Source organism: Microvirga sp. GCM10011540, assembly GCF_042650665.1.
In the GTDB taxonomy this organism is placed as follows: domain Bacteria; phylum Pseudomonadota; class Alphaproteobacteria; order Rhizobiales; family Beijerinckiaceae; genus Microvirga; species Microvirga lenta.
Genome location: NZ_JBHSBQ010000020.1, coordinates 14,585 through 39,232, shown reverse-complemented (window position 1 = coordinate 39,232; position 24,648 = coordinate 14,585). Strand labels below are relative to the sequence as shown.

Here is a 24,648-nt window from a genome sequence, read left to right as displayed (position 1 = left end):
GGGTACCGCCGCACGGACCGGTCAGAAATTCAGATATGCTCCCTAAGGGATTCCCCTTAGCCCGCGGACGGTGCCAGATCGGCCGCGATTTCCCCGCCGAAGCCGGCCAGGGCGGAGCGGATGCTGTTCACGAGGGTCTCGTCCAGGAGGGGCTTTTCCAGCACTTCGTGGATGCCCGCCACGGCCGCGCGCTCCCTCACGTCCTCGCTGACATGGCCGGAGATCAGGATGGTCGGGTAGCTTCGGTGGCGGTCCCGGAGGATGTCGACGAGCTGAATGCCGTTGATGGACGGCATCTGGTAGTCCACCACGAGACAGCCGTGCTCCGGCAGGTCCGCGTCCGCCAGAAGCTCCACGCCGCTGCCGTAGAGGCGTACGTCGATTCCCTCGATCCCGAGGGCGAACTTGAGCGAGTTGCGGACCGCGGCATCGTCGTCGACGATGAGGACGGATCCCGTTCGGGAGGACATGGCGGACCTTGCAATAGGGCTTGTGAGCAACGGTCCCGGTGTACCCGATCCTCCGGCCGGGGGAATTGATCCCCCTCAAAATCTGGAATTCCCGTTATCGGGAGAAATCCCTAAGGGATCATACGTCCTTGAGGTTCCCGGCCAGCAGCGCCATCCGGACGAGTTCGGAGAGGCTGGACGCCTGCATCTTGCCCATGACGTTGGCCCGATAGATCTCGACCGTCCGGGGGCTGATGCCGAGATCGTAGGCGATGACCTTGTTCGCCTTGCCGGCGACGAGGCCGTCGAGAACCTGTCGCTCCCGCTCGGAGAGGGAATCGATGCGTCCCTGGACCTCGGCGGTCTGGCTGGTCCGTTCGGCGTTCTGCTCCTGCAGGTCCAGCGCGGAGCGCACGGCCGCCAGGAAGAGGTCGTCGTCGAAGGGTTTCTCGATGAAATCCACGGCACCCTGCTTCATGGCCTCGACGGCGAGAGGCACGTCCGCGTGCCCGGTCATGACGATGACCGGCACCGAGAACCCGCGGGATTTCAGGCGGCGCAGGAATTCGATCCCATCGACTTCCGGCATGCGGACATCGGTGACGATGCAGCCGGCCACAGGCTCCGTCACGCTGTCCAGGAACGACACCGCGGATTCGTGGAGCCGGACCGGCAGGCCCACCGTCGCGAGCAGGAAGGACAGAGACTGGCGGACGGCCACGTCGTCGTCCACCACGTGTACGATCCCATCATTCCGCATTCGCCAACTCCTCCTCCTTCACCATCCGCAGGGTGAACCTGAACGTGGTTCCCTCGCCGGTCCGCGATTCGACCCAGATCCTGCCGCCATGAGCCTCGACGATGGTCCGGCAGATCGACAAGCCGACTCCCATGCCGTTCTTCTTGGTCGTCACGAAGGGCTGGAACAGCTGCTCGGTAATCTCGGGCGCGATGCCCGGCCCCGTATCGGCCACGCTGATTTCGACCATTCCGTCGTTCTCCGGGAGGGCCGTGGCGACGACGAGTTCGCGGCGGGTGGAGTCCTGCATCGCCTCGATGGCGTTCCGGATCAGGTTGAGCAGGACCTGCTGGATCTGGATACGATCCGCCAGGACGAGCTCGGCATCCTGGTCGAAGCGGTAGGAGACCCGCACGCCCTTCTCCTTGGCGCCCACCAGGGCGAGGGCGCTCGCCTCCTGGATGAGCTTCGGCAGGCTTTCGATATGGCGCCCGCTCTCCCCTCGGGAGACGAACTCGCGCAGATGCCGGATGACCCGGCCCGCCCGCAGCGCCTGATCGGCCGCCTGGCTGACGGCGTCGCGCAGCATGGGGGCATGCTCGTCCTTGCTCTGTTCCAGCAGGCGCCGGCACCCTTTCAGGTAGTTGGCGATGGCCGTCAGGGGCTGGTTGATCTCGTGCGCCAGGGTCGAGGCCATTTCGCCGAGCGCCGTGAAACGGGACATGTGCACCAGCTCGGATTGAAGCTCCTGCAGGCGCGCCTCCGTCCGCTGGCTCTCGGTCAGGTCGCGGATGAACCCGGTGAAATAACGCTGCCCCCCTGAGCGCATCTCGCCGACGGCGAGCTCGATGGGGAAGGTCGATCCGTCCTTGCGCTGGCCCACGACCACGCGCCCGATGCCGATGATGCGGCGCTCGCCCGTGGAGAGATACCGCTGCATGTAGCCGTCATGCTGATCCCGGTAGGGCTCGGGCATCAGAATCTTGATGTTCTCGCCGATCACCTCTTCCGCGGTGCAGCCGAACAGGCGCTCGGCGGCGACGCTGAAGGACTGGATCCTGGCCTGCTCGTCGATGACGATCATCGCGTCGGGCACGGTTTCGAGGATCGAACGCAGGTGCGCCTCCCGGGCCTTCAGGGCCTCCTCGGCCGCGACCCGCTCGGTGATGTCGCGCGTCACCTTGGCGTAGCCGTGCAGCTTGCCCGATGCGTCGCGCAGGGGGGTGAGGGTGACGTGGGCCATGAAGACGGAGCCGTCCTTGCGGATCCGCGGAGCCTGCTCCTCGTAGCGGCCGGTCTGCTCCACCGTCCTCAGGGCCTGCTCCGGCCTGCCGGCCGCCGCATCCTCGGGCGGGTAGAACACGGAGAAGTGGCGGCCCAGGATCTCGTCCTCGCGCCAGCCCTTGATGCGCTCCGCCCCCGCATTCCAGCTGGTGACCCGGCCCTCGGTATCGAGCATGTAGATCGCGAAATCCGTCACGGCGTCGATCAGGAGCTCGAAACTGACATCCCTGCCGAGAGGGGACGTGGAGGTTGAGGCCGATTCAGTCAAAAAAGCTCTCCTGAGCGGATGGACCCGTCCGCAAATCTCCGGCTGCCGAGCAGAGCGCCAATATTCCCATTCCACCGGAACGTAGCAAAGGCTCGATTATCGCAGGCGTCCTGCCCCCGCAATAGGGGCGGGGCGCGGTCTATGGTCCCCTCGCGGGGATGGCCATTGCCAAGGTTGTCCGGGTTGCGGAGCCCGGTCGCGCCTCAGGGAAGGGTGAACACGCGCTGCGGATGCGCCACGTCCCGCAGATCATGCCGGCCCAGATCGACGAGCGGAACGTCGATCTCCCGCGCGCAGGCCCTGGAGACGAGAACCCGGTATCCGAGCTTCTTCGCCAGATCCTGCAGGCGGCTTGCCCGGTTCACGGCGGGGCCGATGACCGTGAAGTCCAAGCGCCTCGGTGCGCCGACATTGCCATAGGCCACTTCGCCGTAATGAAGGGCCAGACCGAAGTTGAGTTCCGTTTTGCCGCTTCCCGCCCGTACCATGTTCTCCGCGTCCACCCTGTCGCAGAATGCCCGTGCGGCGGCCATGGCATCGCGGCAGGCGGCTTTTCGGCTCCGCTCGGAAGTAGTGGGAAAGATCGCGAGCACCGCATCGCCGATGAATTTCAGAACCTCGCCTCCATGGGCCTCGACCACGTCGCCGACGATGCCGAACCAGGCATTCAGGGTGCCGAGAACATCGTCGATCGGAACCTCCTCCGACAGGCGGGTGAAGCCCCTCAGGTCGGTGAACCACAGGGCGGCCTCGATCAGCTCCACGGCCCCGCGGTCGACGCCGCCTTCGATGATCCGGCGGCCGGTGCGCGGACCGACATAGGTGTCGAGCAGGTCGACCGCGATGCGGCGCAGCACGTGGCGTTCGATGGAGGGGCTGAGGAGAATCGCGGCGAATTCCAGAGCCTCGATTTCGGCAGGCGTGAACCCGCCTTGCCGCTGGGTCGCAAAAGCGATGACGGCCGTCCGTGTCCGCTCCAGGAACGGCAGCGGAAACATCACGTAATCCGTTCCTCCGAGGAGGCGTAGCTCCTCGAGGAGCGGCATGTCGGGGCAGGGGGTGTCGAGCAGGCGGCGGAACGGACGTTCCGTCTCGTCGACCACCCGGGTGGGGCTGTTCAGATAGGAGGGCGAAACGGCGGCGGTCGCCCGTACCGATTCCCGGATCGACACGGTCTCGCTCGTCCAGACATGCAGCCAGCCGCTGACTTCCGGGTGCAGGACCTCAAGGCCCATGGAGGCACGCCAGACCGGCAGGTCATGGCGAACGATCTCCTCGCAGAAGGTGCTGAACAGGTCCTCGACGGACCGGCAGGCCGCATTCGCCGCCAGCCATCGGGCTATTCCATCGATCCGGTCCATGGCCGCGTTCCGACGGGCCTTCAGACCCGGATGCCGGGGAGGCCGTAGCCTCCCCGATCGGTTTCGTGCGTCCGCCGCTCACTTCTTCTTCAGCATTTCGTCCACGTTCTCCTTCGTCACCCGGTCGATGCCGGCATAGACGATATCGTCGACCTTCTCGCCCTTCTTGAGCTTGAGCAGGATGTCCATGGCCTTTTCGCCCATCTCGTAGGGCCGCTGACCGACCAGGGCATTGGCATATCCGTCGCGGAGCAGCTGGAGCTGCACGTCCAGGGTATCGGCCACGACGAGGGCGAACTTGCCCTGATCCATTTCGGACTTGTACTTGTTCACGAAGCTCTTGTAGGCCTCGGGAACGAACATGGGCCAGCCGCCGACGGGGATGATGGCGGCGAGATCCGGATTGGCGGTCTTGAGGTCCTGCATCTGCTGGACCGAAAGGGCCAGGTCGTCGTTGGAGTAGGTCGGCGAACCGGAGATTTCGGTCCACTTCGAGCCTTTGAGAGCATCGCGCACGCCTTCGACGCGCTCCTTGAGATTTGCGGCGGCGGGGCCGCCCGAGATCATCGCGTATTTCCCGCCTTCCGGCCGGATCTTCAGCAGCTCCTCGCCAAGGGCTCGGCCCATGGCGCGGTTGTCCGTGCCCACATGGGCCTGCCGGGCGGAGTTCGGCGCATCGGCATCGAAGGTGATGACCGGAATCCCGGCATCGCGGGCGGACTTGATCACGCGCACGGCTGCCGCGGCGTCCGCGACCGAGATGGCGATCCCGTCCACGTTCTGGCTGATGAGATCCTGAATGATCTGGGCCTGGCTCGCGGGCTCGTGCTCGACAGGGCCCTTGTAGATGCATTCGATGTTGCCGAGTTCCTTGGCCCGCTTCATGCAGCCGTCCCGCGACAGATCGAAATAGGGGTTGTTCATCGCCTTGGGAACGATGGCGAAGCGATAGTTCTGCTGAGCTGCCGCAGGCATGGCGAGCGTAAGGGCTGCTGCTGCCGCGGCGAGGATCAGTCGTTTCATCATGCTTTCCTCCTGGTTGATCGATGCCCCGTTCGCCGGGGTCTGATGGTCGGCCCTCATGGCCGGTTTCTGTCTGGCCTCGGGCGGACGGCTCCGAGGGAAGATTGTGACTCAAGGCGTCATTCTCATGGTCCGCAGGCGGTCGACGAGGACTGCGAGGATAATGATCGCGCCCACGAGGACGATCTGCCAATAGGCGTTAATCCCCGCGAGAACGAGACCATTGCGGATGACTTCGATGAGGAGCGCGCCTATGACCGCTCCCGCAGGTCCGCCCATGCCGCCCGTCAGGTTGGCACCGCCGATGACCGCCGCGGCGATGATGGTCAGCTCGTATCCGGTGGCCAGGTTGGCCGGGGCGGAGCCCAGCCACCCCACCATGAGAATGCCGGCGAAGCCCGCAGAGAGAGACGAGAGGACGTAGACCCCCACCTTCACGCGCTCGACCGAGATGCCCGTGAGGGCCGCCGCCTTCTCGTTCCCGCCAAGGGCGAAGACATGCCGGCCGAAAGCGGTGTGATGCAGGACGAGGCTCAGGATGCCCGCGAGAACGAGGAGGTAGATCACCGCCACCGGAACGCCGGCGATGTTGCCGTCCGTGATCTCGTAGAACGTGTTCACGTCGGGGCCCGTCGGCGCCTGCCCCCGTCCTTCGGTCACCGCATAGGCGAGCCCTCGCACGATGGAGAGCATTCCGAGCGTGGTGACGAAGGGCGACAAGCCGACCCTGGCGATGAGAAGCCCGTTGGCGAGCCCGATCAGCACCGCGGCGCCGAGACCCGCGGCCAGGGACACGATCATCCCGGCGAGCGGGATGGCATCCAATCCGGTGCCGCTCACCTTCTGCATGACGATGGCGCAGGTGATCGCCGCCAGCGCCATGGTCGAGCCGACGGAAAGATCGATTCCGCCCGTGATGATCACGAGGGTGACGCCGAGGGTGACGATGCCGACGAAGGAGAAGTTCTTGGCGACGTTGGCGAGGTTGCCGGAACTCAGAAAGGCCGGGCTGAGAAACGACATGACGACCATGATCGCGATGAGCGCGACCGCCACATAGGCGGTCTGGCTCGCAAAGAAGCCGCGGCGCCACCATTCGGTCCGGCCCACATTGGCGAAGTCGCCTGTTTCGGCCGTCGAGCGGGCGGCGGGAGAGACATCGTTCATCAGGCAGCCTCCTTGGCACCCGTGATCAGCGCGGTGACTTCCTCCGGGCTGGACTGGCTGACCGGCTTGTCGGCCACCTTGCTGCCGCGCCGCATGACGACGACCCGTTCGCAGACCGAGAAGACGTCCGGCATACGATGCGAGATCAGGATCACGGCGATGCCGGCATCGCGCAGCCGGCGGATAAGGTCGAGGACCTCGGCGACCTGCCGCACGGAGATCGCCGCCGTCGGCTCGTCCATGAGGATCAGCTTGGCCTGCGCGAGCCTCGTCCGGGCGATGGCAACGGCCTGACGCTGACCGCCCGACATGGCCCGGACGACGTCGTCCGGCCGGGTTTCCGACTTCAGTTCCTGGAAGAGCGCCGCCGTGCGCTGGTTCATGGCCGCATGATCGAGGAAGGAGAACGGCCCGACCTTCCGCTTGAGTTCGCGTCCGAGGAAGACGTTCGCCGATGCCGTCAGATTGTCGGCGAGAGCCAGATCCTGATAAACGACCTCGATCCCCACCTGGCGGGCGTCCACGGGTCTTGAGAAGTGAACCTCCCGGTCCTGGAACAGCATCCGGCCGTGGGACGGACGGAAATTGCCCGCGATGATCTTCACGAGCGTCGATTTCCCGGCGCCGTTGTCGCCCATCAGGCCGACGACCTCGCCCGGTTCGATTCTGAGATTGACATTCGACAAGGCCCGGATGGCGCCGAACTCCTTGCCGATATCCTCCAATACCAGAAGTGACACCCTGAACTCCTCCCTTGAGCCGACTCTTCAGAGCCTGTTGAGAGTTAGTACGCTTGCACTGGTATTGAGGTCATATAAGCACAGCCTTCAGTAGTATGTCACCTGTTGCTTCCGGAAAGCATGGGGACACGAAAGTATTGAGATGCGAGAACAGGAGATGAACGGCTGCTGGATGCGCTTGTTGTCTGCCGGCTGTGCCCAAAGATTTTGGAATTCCTAGCGTAATGACGCAAAGGAATGCTGTTCCGCCGAGACGGCATCGGTTGTCGGGCGCTGGATTCTCGCGCACCGTTCTCTCTTCCACCTAGTTCCGCCGACGATGGCGGCAAGGGTTTATTCGAGCGGAAGAACACCGGTCTTGAGAATGAGATTGCCGTACAGCCTCCTTTCTCCCGTCGCGACGATGAAGCAGGCCTGGCGGGCCCGCTCATAGAAGGCGAAGCGTTCGAGCGCCACGATGTCGAACGGGCCCGCGAGGTTGCGCACGAGTTCGGCGAAGCTCTGGCAGATCGGAGGCACCGCCTCCGGGTCGCCCACCACGGCCATGCGGAAGGCTGCGGCCTCGGCAAAGGTGTCGAGCGGCAGATGGGTGAGAATGGCGTCTGCCGCCGCAACCGCATCGATCCCGTCCAGCCGGACCACGCGTGGGCCCAGGGAATGCGAGGGGAAATTCGCATCGGCGATGACCACCTCGTCCCCATGGCCCAGGCAGCGGAGGGCGTGGAGGAGGTCGGGACCGAGCAGGGGGTGTATGCCGCGAAGCATGCAGGAACTCCATCTACCTGTTCATTGCAATGGCGTCGAAGGCGGGCCAGGCCTCCTCCGGCACCGGTAACGCCAGATTAGCAAGATTGCGCTCCAGGCTGGAAGGTTTGGCGGTCCCGATCAGGACGGTCGCCACTCGCGGATCGCGCAGCGGATATTGCAGCGCCGCCGCAGCAAGGGGAATCCCGTGCCGTCCGGCGATCTTCTCCATCCGCGCGACGCGGTCGAGAATGTCCTCGCTTGCAGGACCGTAGTCGAAATGGGCGCCGGGGACAGGGCCGGTGGCGAGAATTCCCGAATTGAACACGCCGCCCACGATCAGGGAGGTTTTCGCCTCTTCGCATAGCGGAAGAAGCTCGCCGACCGCGGCGCGGTCCAGAAGCGTGTAGCGGCCGGCCAGCAGGATGCAGTCTATCGAGGCCCGGGACATCACGTCGAGGCAGATCTCGACCTCGTTGACCCCGAGGCCGAAGGCAGAAATGGCGCCGCCGCTCTTGAGGTTCTCCAGCGCCCGGAGGCCTCCCTCCATCAGATCGCGGAAATGCTTCTGATTGGCGTCGGCGCCATGGGTATAGGCGCCGATGTCGTGGACCAGGAGAACATCGATCCGGTTGAGCCCCAGGCGCGCCAGACTGAAATCGACCGAGCGCATGATCCCGTCATAGGTGTAGTCGTAGTCCACCCTGAAGGGCAGGGGCTCCACGTAGCCGTGGTCGGGCACCCGATCCTCCTGGACCGGCGTCAGAATCCGGCCGACCTTGGTGGAGAGCACGTAGGAATCCCGCGGCTTCTCGCGCAGGAAATCCCCCATCCTGCGCTCGGACAGGCCGAAGCCGTAGAACGGTGCCGTATCGAAGTACCGGATGCCCGCATCCCAGGCGGCCGCGATCGTATCCTCGGATTGTTGGCGGGAGACTGCCCGGTAGAGCCCTCCTATGGCGGCTCCCCCGAAGCCGATCTCCGTCACTTCGGCGGACGTCTCGCCGATCCTGCGCCGCTTCATGTAGTGGGCTCCTCAACGATGCTCATGGCCTGTCCCCCGTCAGAAGCGATAGAAGCGGCGAGCGGTCTCGCCCAAGATAGAACTCTGCTCGCCGTCGGAAAGCGGCGCGACGAATCTCTGCACGGTTGCGAACCATTGCGCATAGGGTGCAGCAAGGTCGAGAACGGGCCAGTCCGAACCCCACATCAGCCGCTCCGGTCCGAACGTCTCGATCAGATGCTCCGCGAACGGCCGCAGGTCGTCGTCCGCCGTCCGGTCTCCAGCCTCGGTCAGCAGACCGGAAAGCTTGCAGAAGACCTGCGGACGCCGGGCGAGAGCTGCAATCTGCGGCGCCCAGTCTCGAAATCCATCCGCTCCCCTGGCGATTTCGGGCTTTGCGCCATGGTCCACGACGATGGGCAGGTTGGGGTAGCGGTCAGCGAAGGCGGCGAGGGCCTCGAGATGCGGAGGCTTCACAAGGGCGTCGAAGGTGAGGCCGAGCTCCTCGGCGGCGGTCAGGCAGGGCTCCAGATCGGGGCGAAGCATCCACTCCGTATCGGGGATCGCCTGGAGCATCGGGCGGATGCCGCGGAACTTCGGGTGCTCCGCGAGACGGTTCAACTCGTCGACTTGATCGCTTCGTTCGAGGTCGACCCACCCGACCACGGCACCGACGAAGGGTGTGCGCTGCGCGATGTCGAGCAGGTAATGCGTTTCCGCCAGATGCGGCGCGGCCTGCACGAGGACGGTGCCGGACACGCCGGCGGCCTCGATCTCCGGCGCAAGGTCTGCGGGGGCGTAGTCCCTGTAGATTGCGGCGAGGTCCGGCGTCGGCCAGTCGAACCAGGGTGCGTCCAGCGACCAGAAATGCTGGTGGGAGTCGACAATCACAGGGCGCGATTTCCCCTCGATGCCGGATCGTCGTGGGCGATCCGGAACAGCCCGTTCGTCAGGCAGTTTGATGTTCTCTCCCTGGATCTGTCCAGTCGGCGGATCCGAAAAACGGCCATGGTGACGGCGAGCAATCCGCAAGATGCCGCGGGAGCCGTGGAAGTGAAACTGTGTGGCGTGGCTTCTGGAGCGGCGTTTCCTGCGGAGCTTCGGGCCTTGCAAACCCCTCCGCGATGCTTAGCATTTCGGAAACGACAGAGCGCGTGATGCCTCCGCATCCGGTCCCGGCCGGGCGGCGGCTGCTGCGCGCATAAGGAACAGGTGGACGATGTCCTATATCGCCGATGACGATCGCTACAATCGAATGGCCTATCGCCGCTGCGGGCGCAGCGGCCTCGATCTTCCGGCCATTTCCCTCGGGCTCTGGCAGAATTTCGGCAGCGTCGATGTGTTCGAGACCGGTCGCGCCATCCTGCGGCGCGCCTTCGACCGTGGCATCACCCATTTCGATCTGGCGAACAATTACGGTCCCATTCCCGGCTCGGCGGAGGAGAATTTCGGGCGCATCCTCACCACCGACTTCAAGCCGTACCGGGACGAGATGATCATCTCCACCAAGGCGGGATACCGCATGTGGCCGGGTCCCTACGGGGAGTGGGGCTCGCGCAAGTATCTGATCTCGAGCCTCGATCAGAGCCTGCGGCGGATGGGGCTCGATTACGTGGACATCTTCTATTCCCACCGAGTCGACCCGACGACACCCCTCGAAGAGACCATGGGCGCACTCGACACGGTCGTGCGCCAGGGCAAGGCGCTCTATGTCGGGATCTCCTCCTACTCCGCCGAGATGACCGCCCGCGCGGTGCGCATCCTGCGCGAACTCGGAACGCCCTGCCTCATCCACCAGCCGTCCTATTCGCTCCTGAACCGCTGGATCGAAGGCGAGCTCCTCGACACTATCGACGGTCTCGGAGTCGGCTGCATCGCCTTCTCGCCGCTGGCGCAGGGCATGTTGACGACGAAATACCTGAACGGCGTGCCGGAGGGCTCGCGCGCCACCCGTGGCGGCTCCTTGTCGGAGAGGCTGCTGACGCCGGAGAATATCGAGCGGGTGAGAGGCTTGAACGAGATCGCCCAGCGGCGAGGGCAGACGCTCGCCCAGATGGCGATTGCCTGGGTGCTGCGGGATCCGCGGGTGACTTCGGCGCTCATCGGGGCGCGCAACGTGGAGCAACTCGACGATTCCCTTACGGCTCTCGAACGGCTCGACTTCACCGCCGAGGAGCTGGCCGAGATCGACCGCTACGCCGCCGAGGGCGAGATCAATCTCTGGAAGGCCTCCGCCGAAGCCGTGACGCCGGATGTGGAGCGGGCGGAGAAGAAGGGCTTCGGTTTCGTGTGATACGTCGCGCGGGACGTCAGGACGATTGACGTTCGAGCCATCGGCCGATGGCCTCGACTACGTGACGCTGTTCGTCCTCCGTCAGGGGCCGGCCGGCGGGGATGCCATGCCACTTGGACAGGCAGCCACGGCAGCATGTCGCGGTGGCATGCTGGGCGATGAAGACCGGATGTCCCTTGAACGGGGTCTGCTTGCCGTCGTTCGCCGGTTCCGCAGGGGCGAGCCGGCGGAGAACGAAATCGCCCGCATGGGCGAGCACCGTCTCCATTCCCCGCGTCTCCAGATAGGCGCGCTCGCGTCCCGACAATCTGAAACGCCGTCGGAAGGCGGAGGTCTCCAGTCGCGAAAAAATGTCGTCGAGGGATTTCGCCATGGTCGTCCGCTTCGCTGCGTCTCAGTCCTCCGGACTGTCCATGAAGCGGGCGAAAGCGTCCTTGTAATCCGGATGCCAACGGGAGAGGGCGGGGCGGTTCCGGATGAGGTCCTCGGCCGCCCAGCGAATGCGCTTGCGGTCCATCTCGGGCGTGGTCTCGTTGTCCGGGCAGAGGATATAGAAGTCGCCCTGCGCCATCCCGCTCAGGAGAGCATCGATCACCTGCTCGGGCGCCCAGGCACCGGGAGGCTTCTCGGTCACCCCTCTGGCCCTGGTGAAGCCCGTATAGACGAAGCCGGGGATCAGGAGGTGCGCAGTCACCCGGCAGCCGGGCCTCGTGCGCAACTCGTGCGACAGCGCCTCGGTGACGACCTTCACCCCGGCCTTCGAGACGTTGTAGGCCGTGTCGCCGGGCGGAGTCGTGATGCCCTGTTTCGAGCCGGTGTTGACGATGGCGCAGGGTGTGCCCTGTTCCATCATGATGGGCGCGAAGGCCTGGATTCCGTTGATGACGCCCCAGAGATTTGTGTCGAGAATGGCGCGCCAGCGCTGAGGGTCGCCGAAGAGCTGGCCGCCGCCCTCCGTGCCGGCATTGTTCATCAGGAACGCAACCTCGCCGAAGGCGCCGACGACCTCGTCCCTCAGGCGTTCGAAGTCCTCCGCCCGACCGACATCGGTTTCTACCGCGAGAACCTTTCCGGCCCCGCCCACGGCTTCGGCGACCTCATCGGCAGATTGCCTCAGGACGGCTCCGTCACGATCCGCGAGGCAGACCCGCATTCCGAGACCGGCCAGGCGCTTCGCGGCCGCAAGACCGATGCCGCTCGCGGCGCCGGTGATGACGGCGACTCGGCCGGGGGCGATTGCGGGATGAGCATCCATGTCGGGAACTCCTCAGGAAGGGGAACGCGTCCGGCCGGGCCGGTCTCTAGGCTTAAATGGGTAAGGAAACTCTTCGGGATAGGGTTTCCTACGTAGGAAGTTTCCGAAGAGACAAGGCACAACGGCTGGTGTAGCACGGTGACAGAATACCTCCGGCCTTTTTCTGCCCCATGAAGGACGGAGTCTTGGGCGCCCGAACGAGGGCGCCCTTTTTTTTGTCCTGGAGCGCCGGGTCAGGCGGCCCGGCCGGATCCCTTCGAGCGGCTCTCCGCCTCGACCGTCATGATGCGCGATGCCTCGTTGGCGATGCGGGAGGAGAGCTCCACGATGCGCCGGCTGTTATCGAGCATCTGGGTCATGTTATTCCGCATCAATGCGCTCTGCGCCTCGAAGAGTTCACTTAAGGTCCGGCAGCGGGAAAGGCTGCTCAGCCCGTCGATGTTCTTCTGCAGGCGCTCCTGTGCCAGTCCGACCCACTCCTGGGAGACGTCCTGAAGCCCGCGTGCGAGTACCGAGCCCGACTCCACGGCCGCCCAGACATTCTGCGAGGTCCGTCCCGTCAGATCCTGCCCGCCGCGCATGGGCAGGCTGTAGAGCTGCATCAGCTCGGAGGCTGCGCCGAAGCCGCTCCGGAAGATGTCCTGAGCGCCCTGCGCGGCGGCCTGGGTCCGCTCCATTCCGGCCTGTGCGGCACCAACGAGGTCTTCCGTGGTCCGCTCGACGGCTTCGAGCTGCTCGCGGCTACGTTTCGCAACGGTCTGGCGCTGATCGGCCTCGGCGCGTCTGATCTCCTCGGCCGCAGCGAGGTCATCCTCCACCTTTTCGACGACGGCCTCGACCTCTTCGTCGCTCAAGACCTTCAGGACGGCCGGGATGAGCTCCTTCTTGTCGTCGCGGATGTGCTGCTGGAACACCTTTCTCAGGTCGGCAAGCTTCTTGATGAATTCGCCGTTGCCCTTCGGCATGCGGTCGAGCTCCTCCAGAAGCGCGCTCGTCTCCTCGTTGTCGTTCATGGCGCTGCGCACGAGATCTTCCATGTCCTTGTGCTTCCTCAGGACCGGGAAGAGGTGCTGCTCCTGGAGGCTGGCGAGGAGTTCGAGTTCCTCCTTGAGATCGGCGAACAGTCTTTCACGTGTCTTGACGGCATTGTCCGACGTGTCGAGCAGCTTGGCGAAAAGCTCGTTCACCTTGTCGGGACTGGTCTGGCTGAACTTCCTGTTGGTCGTCATTTTCCCCTCGCGAAATCCAAAAAAGAAAGGGCTCCGCCGCTGCCGGCATGGAAGCCTGAGCAAGCATTCTCATCGCAGGAACCCGCAACTGGCACTCGGTTGAAAGAAGAAGGCCGATACGGCGACGCCGGCCATGGACCCGCCTGTCTTGGACAGACGCAGCCCAGTCTGGATGCGACCGGTCGGCGGTGTCTACAGGACGAGCGGACGCATGTTGCATTGCAACACGAAATGAAAACCCCTTATCCCGCTGGAGGTTCCCACATCAGCGGAGCTGGGATTGCCGCACCTAGGAGGCGTTCGAAGAAAGCTCGACCAGAAGATTGACGAGGATGTCGTTCGGCTCGGCAAGTCCGGCGATCACGTCGAAATGGTGGGCTCCCGGAATTTCATGGAGGCGGGTGGTGACGCCGGCCTTGCCCCACTCGTCTACGATGGTCCGGCTTTGCCGCAGGAATTCGCTGCTCTCCGCCCCGCCGACCACGGCCACGAGACGGCCCCCGGCCGGAGCTGGCCATTCCAGAGGGCTCAACCGTCGGGCCTCCTGCTCCGTCAGCTTGAGCGCGGCGTTGATGGATGTCGGCACGAGCGGGACGAGGTCGAAGAGGCCCGAAATCGGCATCGCCGCACGGATCCGACGTTCCGGCGCGGTGTCCGGACGCGCCATGAGGCAGGCCGACAGATGGCCTCCTGCCGAATGCCCGGAGGCGACGAGGGGGCGGCCCGTTCGCTGCTGGACGAACTCGGCCGCCGCCTCGATTTCCGAGACGATGGCGGGGAGGCTCACGGCGGGGGCAAGGCTGTAGCTCGGCATCGCCACGGTGAGCCCGCGCTTGTTGGCGCCACGGGCGAGGTGGCTTGCCGTCGACTTGTCGAGGGCCTGCCAATATCCGCCATGGATGAACAGGACGATGGGGCCGCCCGCATCGCCGCCTTCCGGGTAGAAGAGGTCGAGGCGGTTGCGCTCGCCGGGACCATAGGCGAGGTCGAGTTCGCAGCGGGCCGTGTCCCGGTAGGCGGCGGCGTCCCTCTGCCATCCGGCTATATGGACCCCGTGGTCCGGTACGCGAGCCCGGTTGTTGTACTCGGCCTCGAGGTCGATCTCGGCATGGGCCATGTTGTCGGCTGCTCCGCTCAGACGTGGAGATAACGGTCCTTGAGGGTAGGATCCGCGGCGAGTTCGGCACTCGTGCCCGTCCAGACCGAATGGCCCTTCTCGATGATCACGTGGCGGTCGGCGAAGCCCGCCAAGGCATCCACGTTCTTGTCGATCACGAGGATCGACTGATGCTCGCTTCTGAGGCGCTTGAGGCAGGCCCAGATTTCCGCCCGGATCAGCGGGGCCAGCCCTTCTGTGGCCTCGTCGAGGATCATGAGCTTGGGATTGGTCATCAGGGCCCGGCCGATGGCAAGCATCTGCTGCTCGCCGCCCGATAACTGGGAGCCCAGATTGCTCCGCCGCTCCTTCAGGCGGGGAAACAGGTCGTAGACCGCATCGAGCGTCCAGCGGCGTCCGGTGCGGGAGGCCGCGGTGGCGACGAGGTTTTCCTCCACCGTCAGGGTCGGGAAGATCTGGCGCCCTTCCGGAACGAGGCCGATGCCGGTCTGGGCGATCCGGTAGGGCGCCTGCCCGGTGACGACCGCCCCATCGAAGCGGACCTCGCCAGCTTTCGGGCGCAGCAGCCCCATGATGGAGCGGATGGTGGTGGTCTTGCCCATCCCGTTGCGTCCGAGCAGGGTCACGACCTCTCCCGGACCGACATCGAGGGAGATGTCGAACAGCACCTGGGCGGCGCCGTAGGACGCCTGAAGGTTCCGAACCGAGAGCATCAGACAACCTCCTCCTCGCCAAGATAGGCGGCGCGCACCTCCGCATTGGACCGGATCCGCTCCGGCGTATCCGTGGCGATGACCCTGCCATAGACGAGGACGCTGACGCGGTCCGCCAGGGTGAAGACCGCATCCATGTCGTGCTCGATCAGCACGATCGTCGTCTGCCCCTTCAGGCGTCGCAGGGTTTCGACGACACGCTGTGAGTCGTCGTGCCCGGTGCCGGCGAGGGGTTCGTCGAGCAGAAGCAGCTTGGGTTTCGTGGCGAGCGCGATGGCGAGCTCCAGCTGCCGTTTCTCGCCATGGGAGAGAAGACCTGCCGGCACCTGGGCCCGTGGGCCGAGGCCCACAATATTCAGGCACTCCATGGCGGGCTCGTTCAGGTCCCGCTCATGGGCGGCGTTGCCGAAGAAGCGGAAGCTGGAGCCGGAGCGGGCCTGGACCGCGAGCGCCACGTTTTCCAGTGCGGAGAAGCCCGGCAGGATCGAGGTGATCTGGAACGAGCGCGCGAGCCCCTGCCGGACGCGCTCATGCATGGGCCAATGGGTGATGTCCTCGCCGTTGAAGAGGATCTGGCCCGAGTTGGAGCCCAACATCCCGGAAACCTGGTGGATCAGCGTGGTCTTGCCGGCGCCGTTGGGGCCGATGATGGCGTGCAGCTCGCCCCTCTCGACGGCGAGGCTCACGTCGTCCGTCACGGCAAGCGCGCCGTAGTTCTTCCGCAGGTGGCGGATGTCGAGCAGCGTCTCAGCCATGGTGCCCCCGCCGCAGAAGTCCCATGATCCCGCCCCGGACGAACAGCACGATCAGGATCAGGAGAGGGCCGAAGACCATCTGCCAGTTCTCCGTGAGCCGCCAGCGGATGTCGTCGTTGAGGAAGAAGCTGCCGGCATGGAGGATCTCCGGGAGGAACTCCTCCAGCAGCAGGAAGGCGGCGGCGCCGATGATCGCCCCGTGCAGCGAGCCGAGCCCTCCGAGAACGACCATGAAGATCAGCTCGCCGGAGCGCTGCCAGGTCATGAAGGCGGGGCTTATGAATTCGGCCTGGTTCGCCAGCAGGCATCCGGCCAGTCCCGCCATCATCCCGCTGATCACATAGGCGGCGAGCTGGTACCGGAAGGGCTGAAACCCGATGGCTTCCATGCGGGTGGCGTTCTCGCGCGTTCCGCGCAGAACGCGCCCGAACCGCGATGCCACGATGGCGCGAGACAGTGCATAGGCTGCGAGCAGGCAGACCAGGGTCGCCCAATAGAACGCGAAGTCGTTCTCCAGGATGCCGGAGCCGCCGAGGAGGCTGCGGGTCGCAAGCGTCATGCCGTCGTCGCCGCCGTAGGGCGCCAGCGACGTGGCGAGGAAGAACAGCATCTGCCCGAAGGCGAGGGTGATCATGATGAAATAGACGCCCTTCGTCCGCAGCGAGATGGCCCCTGTCACCAAGGCGAAGAGGGCGGAAGCGGCGAGTGCGACGGGAATCTGTATGAGCGCATCCTCGATCCCGTGGCTCGCCAGGATGCCGACGCCGTAGGCGCCGATGCCGAAGAAGGCTGCATGGCCGAAGCTCACGAGGGCCCCGTAGCCGAGGATCAGATCGAGCGACATGGCCGCCAGACCGAAGATCATCACGCGGGTGAGGAGGGAGAGGACATAGCCTTCCGCTCCCGAGGCCGATGCGAAGGCCGGCGCCGCGGCGAACGCCGCGAAGATGAGGATGGGGACGAGCTCGAACCGCAGGAACGGCAGGGCGGCGGGAGCGGACTGCTTTTCGGCAAGTTCGGTCATGGCGACGCCCTAGCGCTTCACGGGAAAGAGGCCCGAGGGCCGGAAGAACAGCACCGCAGCCATGAAGATGTAGATCAGCATCGGCGCGAGCGCCCGTCCGGTCTGGCTGGCGGCGGAGGGATCGAGAAAGACCCTGAGCAGGTTCGGCGCGAAGGAACGGCCCACCGTGTCCACCAGTCCGATCAGGAGGGCGGCGAGGAACGCCCCGCGGATCGAGCCGATGCCGCCGATCACGATCACCACGAAGGCCAGGATGAGGATGTTGTCGCCCATGCCCGGCTGCACCGATAGGATCGGCGCGACCATGGCCCCGGCGAAGCCGGCCAGCATCGCGCCGAAGCCGAACACGATCATGAACAGTCGCCGGATGTTGACCCCAAGCGCCGAGACCATCTCGGCATTCGTCGCGCCTGCCCGCACCAGCATGCCGATCCGGGTGTGGCTGACGAGCACGTAGAGTAGCCCGGCCACGAAGAGGCCTGCCGCGATGATGGCGAGGCGATAGACGGGATAGAGCAGACCATCGGCGATCTGCACCGAGCCGGAAAGAATCTCGGGCACCGGGACGGACAGGGGGGCCGCGCCCCAGACGAACTTCACGCCCTGGTTCAGGAACAGGATCACCCCGAAGGTGGCGAGCACCTGATCGAGATGGTCCCGGTCGTAAAGATGCCGGAAGATTAGCGCCTCAAGAAGGAGCCCGAAGGCGAGGGCGGTGGGCAGCGCCAGGAGAAGGGCCCAGCCGAAGCTTCCCGTCCATGCGCTGAAGGCCGCAACCAGATAGGCGCCGACCATGTACTGGACGCCATGGGCCAGGTTGATGAAGTCCATCACGCCGAACACCAGCGTCAGGCCGGCGGCGATGAGGAACAGGATGAGCCCGAACTGAAGGCCGTTCAAAGCCTGGATGAGAAAGAGGGTTGCAGTCATCAGCGCTTTACTGGCGGCGAGCGCGCATCGGTGGGGCGTCAAGCCCGTTGCCCGACGGAACGGGCCGATGGCGTTCGCAAGGATCAAAGGATTTCCCCGTCCCGGGCCTTGCGCGGGACGGGGTTGAGCAGCCTGAAGGGGCGATCAGTTCGTCGCCGCGCATTCCTTGGCGTAGGCGTCGGTGTAGTCGTCGAACACCTTCTCGACGATCTCCGTCTGGTACTTGCCGTCAGGACGCTTGGCCGCCTTGACCAGATAGAAGTCCTGGACCGGGAAGCCGTTCACGCCGAACTTGAAGTCACCGCGCAGGGACTGGAAATCGGCCTTCTTGAGGGCATCGCGCAGGGCATTCTTGTCGTCCGTCTTGCCGCCGGTGGCCTTCAGCGCGCTGTCGATCAGCAGGGCCGCGTCGTAGGCATGCATGGAATAGGAGCCGGGCACGGAGTTGTAGGCCGCCAGATAGGAATCGACGAACTTCTTGTTCTGCGGCGTGTCTAGGTTCGGAGCCCAGTTGGAGCCGCCGAACATGCCGAGGGCCGCGTCCTGCTGCGCCGGCAGCGTCGACTCGTCCACCGTGAAGGCGGAGAGGAACGGAATGCGGTCCGCGAGGCCCGCCGCGCGATACTGCTTGACGAGGTTCACGCCCATGCCGCCCGGCATGAAGGTGAAGATGGCATCCGGGTTCATGGAGGCGATCTTCGCCAGCTCCGACTGGAAGTCGAGGGTGTTCAGCGGAACGTAGGATTCCTCGACGATCTCACCCTTGTAGTGGCGCTTGAATCCGGCGAGCGCGTCCTTACCGGCCTGATAGTTCGGGGCAAGGAGATAAACGCGCTTGTAGCCGCGGTCCTGGGCGACCTTGCCGAGAACCTCGTGGTTCTGGTCGTTCTGGTAGGAGGTGGCGAAGAAATAGGGGTTGCAGTTCTTGCCGGCGAGGTTCGACGGGCCGGCATTGGTGCTGATGTAGAAGGTCTCGGCATCGACGATGGGCTTGTGCACGGCCACGGCGACGTTCGAGAAGATCGGGCCGACGACGAAATCCACCTTGTCGCGCTCGAGCAGGCCCTTGACCTTCGTTACCGCCACGTCGGGCTTGAGCTCGTCATCGACGACGATGACCTCCACGTCGCGTCCGCCCAGCTTGTTGCCGAGATCCTTCATGGCGAGCTGAAAGCCGTCGCGGGCCTGCTGGCCGAGCACGGCGGAGGGACCCGACAGGGTCAGAAGCAGGCCGACCTTGAGCTTCTCCTGCGACAGGGCCGGCGAGGCAGCTAGGCCGAATGCCGCTGCAATGCCGAGGGTCTTGATCGTGCGATTCATCATGTACTCCCGAGTGGCTGTTCCCCGCGCACGGTGTGCCGTGCTGCGATTATCTCAGGCGGGACGCAAGGCGCCTCGCCGACGGTCGGCGATACTGTGCCGCAATTTTAGCCTGCCGAACACTCCTTTTCGGTGGAGCCGGATGCCGGCATCCCCATGTTTGGGATTGCCAAGCAATATTTGAAGCTTTAAATAATTTTAGGAATTCTTCAAGCGGATTGTTCCGCAAGACGACAGTGATGACGGGCATGTGAATTCCAAGGATGGGCCTGAAATCCCGATGACCGTGCGCCCCGCCAAGCCATCTGGCGCGGCCGTCATCGAGCCCTCCGGAAGCCTGCATTCCGTCGCCAGAAACCTGAGAGGAGCGGACCATGGCGTACACGGCTCACGTCGACACATTCGCGAGGGACAACCTCCCGCCTCAGGATCAATGGCCCGCCTTCATCTTCAACCGGCCGGAGCTGCAGTATCCGGACCGGATCAACTGCGTGCGGGAGTTCCTCGACCGCTGGATCGACGAGGGCAGGGGAGACGAGCCCTGCCTCATCAGTCCCGCTGAAACGCTCACCTATCGCGGGCTGCACGAGCGGGTGAACCGCATCTGCAACGTGCTCGTCGACAGGCTCGGCTTCGTGCCGGGCAACCGGGTCCTGCTTCGGTCCTTCAACAACCCGATGATGGTCGCGATCTATCTGGCGGTGCTGAAGGCCGGCGGCGTCGTCGTCGCGACCATGCCGCTCCTGCGCGCCAAGGAGATCGCCTATCCCCTGAACAAGGCGAAGATCACGCTGGCCTTCTGCGACCATCGCCTTTCCGAGGAGATGGAGCGGGCGCGCTCCCTCGCGTCGGACCTGAAGCATGTCGTCTATTGGGGTTCCAGCGCGGCGGACGGGCTCGAGGCGCTGATCGCGGATGCCTCGCCAGCGTTCGAGGCGGTCGATACGGCGGCGGACGATGTCTGCCTCATCGGCTTCACCTCCGGCACCACGGGCGAGCCGAAGGGGACGATGCACTTTCATCGAGACATGCTCGCGATCTGCGATGCGTATGCCGGCAACGTCCTGCGGGCCCAGCCGAGCGATCGGTTCATCGGCTCGCCGCCGCTTGCCTTCACGTTCGGTCTCGGCGGCATCGTTCTGTTCCCGATGCGGATCGGCGCATCGACGATTCTGCTGGAGAAGGCGGGGCCGGACGAGCTGCTGGGATCCATCGCCCAGCACAAGGCGACCGTCTGCTTCACCGCTCCCACGGCCTATCGCGCCATGCTGGCGAAGCTCGAGAGCTTCGACATCTCGTCGCTTCGCAAATGCGTATCCGCCGGGGAGCCGCTGCCGAAGGCGACCTTCGAAGCGTGGTTCGACGCCACGGGCATCAAGCTGATGGACGGGATCGGTGCGACGGAGATGCTGCACATCTTCATCGCTGCGACCGAGGACGAGATCCGTCCCGGCTCCACCGGCAAGCCTGTGCCGGGCTACGAGGCCCAGGTCATCGACCAGGATGGCCGCCCGGTCCCTCCCGGCGCCATCGGGCGCCTCGCGGTGCGCGGACCGACCGGATGCCGCTACCTCGCGGACGAGCGCCAACGCAACTACGTGAGAGACGGCTGGAACATCACCGGCGACACCTACGTCATGGATGAGGACGGGTACTTCTGGTACCAGGCCCGCTCGGACGACATGATCGTCTCCGCCGGCTACAACATCGCCGGACCGGAGGTGGAGGCCGCGCTCCTGACCCACCCTGCGGTGGCGGAATGCGGCGTGGTCGGCGCGCCCGACGACGGCAGGGGCGTGATCGTCAAGGCCTATGTGGTCGTGGCATCCGGATATGCGCCTGGAGCGGAGCTTACCAAGACGCTTCAGGATCATGTGAAGGCGGAAATCGCCCCCTACAAATATCCGCGCGCCATCGAATACGTGGAGGCTCTCCCCCGCACCCAGACCGGCAAGCTCCAGCGGTTCGAGCTGCGCCGCATCGCGGAGCAGGAGGGGCATGCCCAGGAGGTTCCGGCCTGATTCCGGTGTTGAGGACAGGCGCTATGGCTTGAACGGAAATTACTTTAAGCTTAAAATAATTCGAACCTTTGCCCGGGTAGGAAACTCATGAAGACGGCGATCATCGGCGGCGGCCCTGCGGGCCTTTACCTTGCGATCCTGCTCAAGAAGCAGTGGCCGGACACGGACGTCACGGTCTACGAGCGCAACCGTGCGGACGACACGTTCGGCTTCGGCGTCGTCTTTTCCGATGCCACGCTCGACAATTTCGAGAAATACGACCTGCCGAGCTATCAGCGGATCACGCGGGAATTTGCCTATTGGGACGATATCGCGATCCACTTCAAAGGCTCGGAGCATCGGATCGGCGGCAACGGGTTCTGCGGCTGCTCGCGGCGCACCCTCCTTCTGATCCTGCGGGACCGGGCGGAGGAGTTGGGCGTGACCCTTCGCTACGAAGTCGACGTGGACGACGAGGGCCTGTTCGCGGATGCCGATCTCGTGGTCGTGGCGGACGGGATCAACAGCCGCTTCCGGGAGCGCTACGCGGATCACTTCCAGCCGGAGGTGGATCTGCGTCCCAACAAGTTCGCTTGGATGGGCTCGACCCGGCCGCTCGACGCCTTCACCTTCATTTTCCAGGAAACGGAGTGGGGCCCCTTCATCGCCCATGCCTATCAATACGAGGCGAACCGCTCCACCTGGGTCTTCGAGACGGATCCCGAGACCTTCGAGCGCGCAGGGCTGGCGCAGAAGTCCGAAGCCGAGTCCGCAGCCCTCATGGAGGAGATCTTCGGCTGGTTCCTTCAGGGCCACAAGGTTCTCACCAACCGCTCGATCTGGCGCAACTTCCCGATGATCCGCAACAAGCGCTGGGTCATGGGCAACAAGGTGCTGCTGGGAGACGCGAAGGCGAGCGCCCATTTCTCCATCGGTTCGGGCACCAAGCTGGCGATGGAGGATGCCATCGCCCTCTATGAGGCCCTCCGTAAGGATCGCACCGTCGAAGGCGCCCTGTCGATCTACGAGACCGGCCGGCGCGAGGAGGTGGAGAAGACCCAGCACGCCGCCGACGTGTCCCTGGTCTGGTTCGAGCACGTGGCCCGATTCTGGGATTTCGACCCGGTGCAGTTCGCCTTCGGGGTCATGACCCGCGCCAAGGCTATCACCTATGACAACCTGCGCCTGCGCGCGCCCGACTTCGTCGCCGATGTCGACCGCACCTTCGCCCGCAAGGTGCGCGACAGCGGTTTCGATGTTCCGGTCGACCGTCCGACGGTGCCCATGTTCCAGCCCTTCCGACTGCGGGAGATGAGGGTCGAGAACCGGGTGGTGGTGTCGCCCATGGACATGTATTCGGCCAAGGACGGCGTTCCGGGCGACTGGCACCTCGTCCATTACGGCGCCCGCGCCACGGGCGGGGCGGGGCTGGTCTTCACCGAGATGACCTGCGTTTCGCCCGAAGGCCGCATCACCCTGGGCTGCACGGGCCTGTGGAACGATGAGCAGGAAGCCGCCTGGAAGCGGATCGTCGATTTCGTCCATGCCAATTCGGCGACCAAGATCTGCCTGCAGCTCGGACATTCCGGCCGCAAGGGTGCGACCAAGCTCATGTGGGAGGGGATCGACAGGCCGCTGGAGGAGGGCGCCTGGGACATCTGCTCCGCGTCGCCGATCCCCTACTTTCCGGACAGCCAGGTGCCGCGCGAGGCGAGCCGGGCCGACATGGACCTCATCAAGGCGCAGTTCGTCGAGGCGGCGGAGCGCGGCGAGCGTGCCGGTTTCGACATGCTGGAACTCCATTGCGCCCACGGCTACCTATTGGCGAGCTTCCTGTCCCCGCTCACCAACCGCCGGACCGACGAATATGGCGGCTCGCTCGAGAACCGCCTGCGCTACCCGCTGGAGGTGTTCGACGCCATGCGCGAGGTCTGGCCGGCCCACAAGCCGATGTCCGTTCGCATCTCCGCGACGGACTGGGCGGAGGGCGGCCTGACAGGGGACGAGTCCGTCGAGATCGCCCGGGCCTTCGCCGAGCATGGCGTCGATCTCGTGGATGTATCCACCGGCCAGACCGTGCGGGAGGCGCGGCCGATCTACGGACGCATGTTCCAGACCCCGTTCTCCGACCAGATCCGCAACGAGGCCCACGTGGCGACCATGTGCGTGGGCAACATCACCACGGCCGATCAGGTCAACACCATTCTCGCCGCCGGCCGGGCCGACCTCGTGGCGCTCGGCCGGCCGCACCTGGTCGATCCGTTCTTCACCATGAAAGCGGCGGCTTGGTACGGCGCCGCGAGCATCCATTGCCCGCCGCAATATCTTGCGGGTAAAGACCAGATTTTCCGTAACTCCGTTCGCGACCGTCAGGACCTCGAGGATCTCAAGATCCGGGGCAAGCCGAAGACCCGGGCCGAGCTGAAATTGGAGGCGGGCGAGAAGTCTCTCGCCGCAGAATAAGATGATGGGGAACGTCCTTCAGGGCCGGCACGCGGTGGTGACCGGCGGCGGCCGCGGCATCGGCCGCGCCATTGCCGGCGCCCTCGCGGGCGCGGGCGCCACGGTGACCATCGTCGGGCGCGACCGGACGCGGCTGGACCGGGCGGTGGCCGAGGGCGGCGCCCATGGCGCGGCCGTCGCCGACGTCACGGATCCCGCGGCCGTCCGGGCGGCGGTCGCCGAGGCCGTGTCCCGGCATGGCCCCGTCGATCTGATGATCGCCAATGCGGGCTCCGCCGCATCGGTCCCGTTCATGAAGTCGGACCCTGCCGTCTTCCGCCAGATGCTGGATGTGAACCTGCTCGGCGTCACCAACGTGGCCCAGGCCGTGCTGGGCTCCATGACCGAGCGCGGCTTCGGACGCATCGTCGCCGTCGCCTCCACGGCGGGCCTCAAGGGTTATCCTTACGTCAGTGCCTACTGCGCGGCAAAGCACGCGGTAATCGGATTCGTCCGGGCGCTCGCTCTTGAGACGGCGAAGACGGGGGTGACGGTCAATGCCGTGTGCCCGGGCTTCACCGATACGGATCTTGTGGCGGAAAGCCTGGACCGCATCATGGCCAAGACCGGCAGGACGCGGGAGGAGGCGCTCCGCGAATTCGTAAAGCACAACCCGCAACAGCGCCTGATCGAGCCGAACGAGGTCGCGGATGCGGTGTTGTGGCTGTGCGGCGAGGGCGCGCGCTCGGTGACGGGCCAGGCCATCGTGGTGGCCGGGGGGGAGATCTGATC

23 protein-coding genes are annotated in these 24,648 nt (G+C 65.1%); 4 read left to right on the top strand and 19 right to left on the bottom strand.

Features of this window, described 5'->3' with window-relative positions; translation table 11 throughout:
• Positions 1 to 56: 56 nt before the first annotated feature.
• From ACFOYU_RS07895 to ACFOYU_RS07850, 10 genes are all read right to left on the bottom strand, one after another.
• Positions 57 to 470 carry a response regulator transcription factor gene (locus tag ACFOYU_RS07895; protein ID WP_226740421.1) on the bottom strand — a complete coding sequence of 138 codons (414 nt, stop codon included), beginning with the start codon at positions 468 to 470 and terminating at the stop codon, positions 57 to 59.
• Between the two features lie 118 nt (positions 471 to 588).
• On the bottom strand, positions 589 to 1,209 hold the full coding sequence (fixJ, locus tag ACFOYU_RS07890) for a response regulator FixJ (protein WP_226740423.1): 621 nt from the start codon (positions 1,207 to 1,209) through the stop codon (positions 589 to 591).
• Entirely contained in the window at positions 1,199 to 2,740 is a 1,542-nt protein-coding gene (locus tag ACFOYU_RS07885; protein ID WP_377033125.1) for a PAS domain S-box protein, read from the bottom strand. Before ACFOYU_RS07885 ends, fixJ begins: the two co-directional genes overlap by 11 nt.
• A 203-nt stretch (positions 2,741 to 2,943) precedes the next feature.
• Positions 2,944 to 4,101, bottom strand: a complete 1,158-nt coding sequence (locus ACFOYU_RS07880; protein ID WP_377033124.1) for an adenylate/guanylate cyclase domain-containing protein — start codon at positions 4,099 to 4,101, stop codon at positions 2,944 to 2,946.
• Between the two features lie 78 nt (positions 4,102 to 4,179).
• A complete protein-coding gene (locus ACFOYU_RS07875) occupies positions 4,180 to 5,124 on the bottom strand; it encodes a sugar-binding protein (protein WP_377033136.1) in 945 nt (314 codons plus the stop codon).
• A gap of 111 nt (positions 5,125 to 5,235) precedes the next feature.
• A complete protein-coding gene (locus tag ACFOYU_RS07870) occupies positions 5,236 to 6,291 on the bottom strand; it encodes an ABC transporter permease (protein WP_226740429.1) in 1,056 nt (351 codons plus the stop codon).
• Positions 6,291 to 7,031: an ATP-binding cassette domain-containing protein gene (locus ACFOYU_RS07865; protein WP_226740432.1), complete on the bottom strand. Its 741-nt coding sequence runs from the start codon at positions 7,029 to 7,031 to the stop codon at positions 6,291 to 6,293. The genes ACFOYU_RS07870 and ACFOYU_RS07865 overlap by 1 nt, the downstream gene beginning before the upstream one ends.
• Positions 7,032 to 7,364: 333 nt before the next feature.
• Positions 7,365 to 7,796 (bottom strand): RbsD/FucU family protein, encoded by a 432-nt coding sequence (locus tag ACFOYU_RS07860; RefSeq protein ID WP_226740434.1) that lies wholly within the window; start codon positions 7,794 to 7,796, stop codon positions 7,365 to 7,367.
• A gap of 13 nt (positions 7,797 to 7,809) precedes the next feature.
• Complete coding sequence (locus ACFOYU_RS07855; protein WP_377033123.1) at positions 7,810 to 8,799, bottom strand: aldo/keto reductase; 990 nt, start codon at positions 8,797 to 8,799, stop codon at positions 7,810 to 7,812.
• A gap of 39 nt (positions 8,800 to 8,838) precedes the next feature.
• Positions 8,839 to 9,669: an amidohydrolase family protein gene (locus ACFOYU_RS07850; protein ID WP_377033122.1), complete on the bottom strand. Its 831-nt coding sequence runs from the start codon at positions 9,667 to 9,669 to the stop codon at positions 8,839 to 8,841.
• 328 nt (positions 9,670 to 9,997) lie between these two features.
• Here ACFOYU_RS07850 and mgrA point away from each other — a divergent pair, with 328 nt between their 5' ends.
• Positions 9,998 to 11,071 carry an L-glyceraldehyde 3-phosphate reductase gene (mgrA, locus tag ACFOYU_RS07845; RefSeq protein ID WP_377033121.1) on the top strand — a complete coding sequence of 358 codons (1,074 nt, stop codon included), beginning with the start codon at positions 9,998 to 10,000 and terminating at the stop codon, positions 11,069 to 11,071.
• A 16-nt stretch (positions 11,072 to 11,087) separates the two neighbouring features.
• On the opposite strand, the gene ACFOYU_RS07840 is transcribed toward mgrA, so the two are convergent.
• The 9 genes from ACFOYU_RS07840 to ACFOYU_RS07800 all read right to left on the bottom strand — a co-directional run bounded on the left by ACFOYU_RS07840 (position 11,088) and on the right by ACFOYU_RS07800 (position 19,414).
• Positions 11,088 to 11,444, bottom strand: a complete 357-nt coding sequence (locus ACFOYU_RS07840; protein WP_377033120.1) for a DUF4186 domain-containing protein — start codon at positions 11,442 to 11,444, stop codon at positions 11,088 to 11,090.
• 21 nt (positions 11,445 to 11,465) lie between these two features.
• Complete coding sequence (locus tag ACFOYU_RS07835; RefSeq protein ID WP_377033119.1) at positions 11,466 to 12,326, bottom strand: SDR family NAD(P)-dependent oxidoreductase; 861 nt, start codon at positions 12,324 to 12,326, stop codon at positions 11,466 to 11,468.
• A gap of 233 nt (positions 12,327 to 12,559) precedes the next feature.
• Entirely contained in the window at positions 12,560 to 13,555 is a 996-nt protein-coding gene (locus ACFOYU_RS07830) for a phasin family protein (RefSeq protein ID WP_226740445.1), read from the bottom strand.
• Positions 13,556 to 13,844: 289 nt separating this feature from the next.
• Positions 13,845 to 14,672 carry an alpha/beta hydrolase gene (locus ACFOYU_RS07825; protein WP_377033118.1) on the bottom strand — a complete coding sequence of 276 codons (828 nt, stop codon included), beginning with the start codon at positions 14,670 to 14,672 and terminating at the stop codon, positions 13,845 to 13,847.
• A gap of 17 nt (positions 14,673 to 14,689) precedes the next feature.
• Complete coding sequence (locus ACFOYU_RS07820; protein WP_226740449.1) at positions 14,690 to 15,385, bottom strand: ABC transporter ATP-binding protein; 696 nt, start codon at positions 15,383 to 15,385, stop codon at positions 14,690 to 14,692.
• The gene (locus ACFOYU_RS07815) at positions 15,385 to 16,140 is read right to left on the bottom strand and encodes an ABC transporter ATP-binding protein (RefSeq protein ID WP_226740450.1); all 756 of its coding nucleotides are present in this window, start codon (positions 16,138 to 16,140) and stop codon (positions 15,385 to 15,387) included. Before ACFOYU_RS07815 ends, ACFOYU_RS07820 begins: the two co-directional genes overlap by 1 nt.
• Positions 16,133 to 17,164 (bottom strand): branched-chain amino acid ABC transporter permease, encoded by a 1,032-nt coding sequence (locus ACFOYU_RS07810; RefSeq protein WP_377033117.1) that lies wholly within the window; start codon positions 17,162 to 17,164, stop codon positions 16,133 to 16,135. The genes ACFOYU_RS07815 and ACFOYU_RS07810 overlap by 8 nt, the downstream gene beginning before the upstream one ends.
• Before the next feature lie 9 nt (positions 17,165 to 17,173).
• Positions 17,174 to 18,094: a branched-chain amino acid ABC transporter permease gene (locus ACFOYU_RS07805; RefSeq protein ID WP_226740454.1), complete on the bottom strand. Its 921-nt coding sequence runs from the start codon at positions 18,092 to 18,094 to the stop codon at positions 17,174 to 17,176.
• 144 nt (positions 18,095 to 18,238) lie between these two features.
• The gene (locus tag ACFOYU_RS07800) at positions 18,239 to 19,414 is read right to left on the bottom strand and encodes an ABC transporter substrate-binding protein (protein WP_226740457.1); all 1,176 of its coding nucleotides are present in this window, start codon (positions 19,412 to 19,414) and stop codon (positions 18,239 to 18,241) included.
• 374 nt (positions 19,415 to 19,788) lie between these two features.
• Here ACFOYU_RS07800 and ACFOYU_RS07795 point away from each other — a divergent pair, with 374 nt between their 5' ends.
• From ACFOYU_RS07795 to ACFOYU_RS07785, 3 genes are all read left to right on the top strand, one after another.
• Positions 19,789 to 21,435 carry a benzoate-CoA ligase family protein gene (locus ACFOYU_RS07795; RefSeq protein ID WP_377033116.1) on the top strand — a complete coding sequence of 549 codons (1,647 nt, stop codon included), beginning with the start codon at positions 19,789 to 19,791 and terminating at the stop codon, positions 21,433 to 21,435.
• Positions 21,436 to 21,522: 87 nt separating this feature from the next.
• Entirely contained in the window at positions 21,523 to 23,877 is a 2,355-nt protein-coding gene (locus tag ACFOYU_RS07790; protein ID WP_377033115.1) for a bifunctional salicylyl-CoA 5-hydroxylase/oxidoreductase, read from the top strand.
• 4 nt (positions 23,878 to 23,881) lie between these two features.
• Entirely contained in the window at positions 23,882 to 24,646 is a 765-nt protein-coding gene (locus tag ACFOYU_RS07785; protein WP_226740489.1) for an SDR family NAD(P)-dependent oxidoreductase, read from the top strand.
• The last annotated feature ends 2 nt before the right edge of the window (positions 24,647 to 24,648 follow it).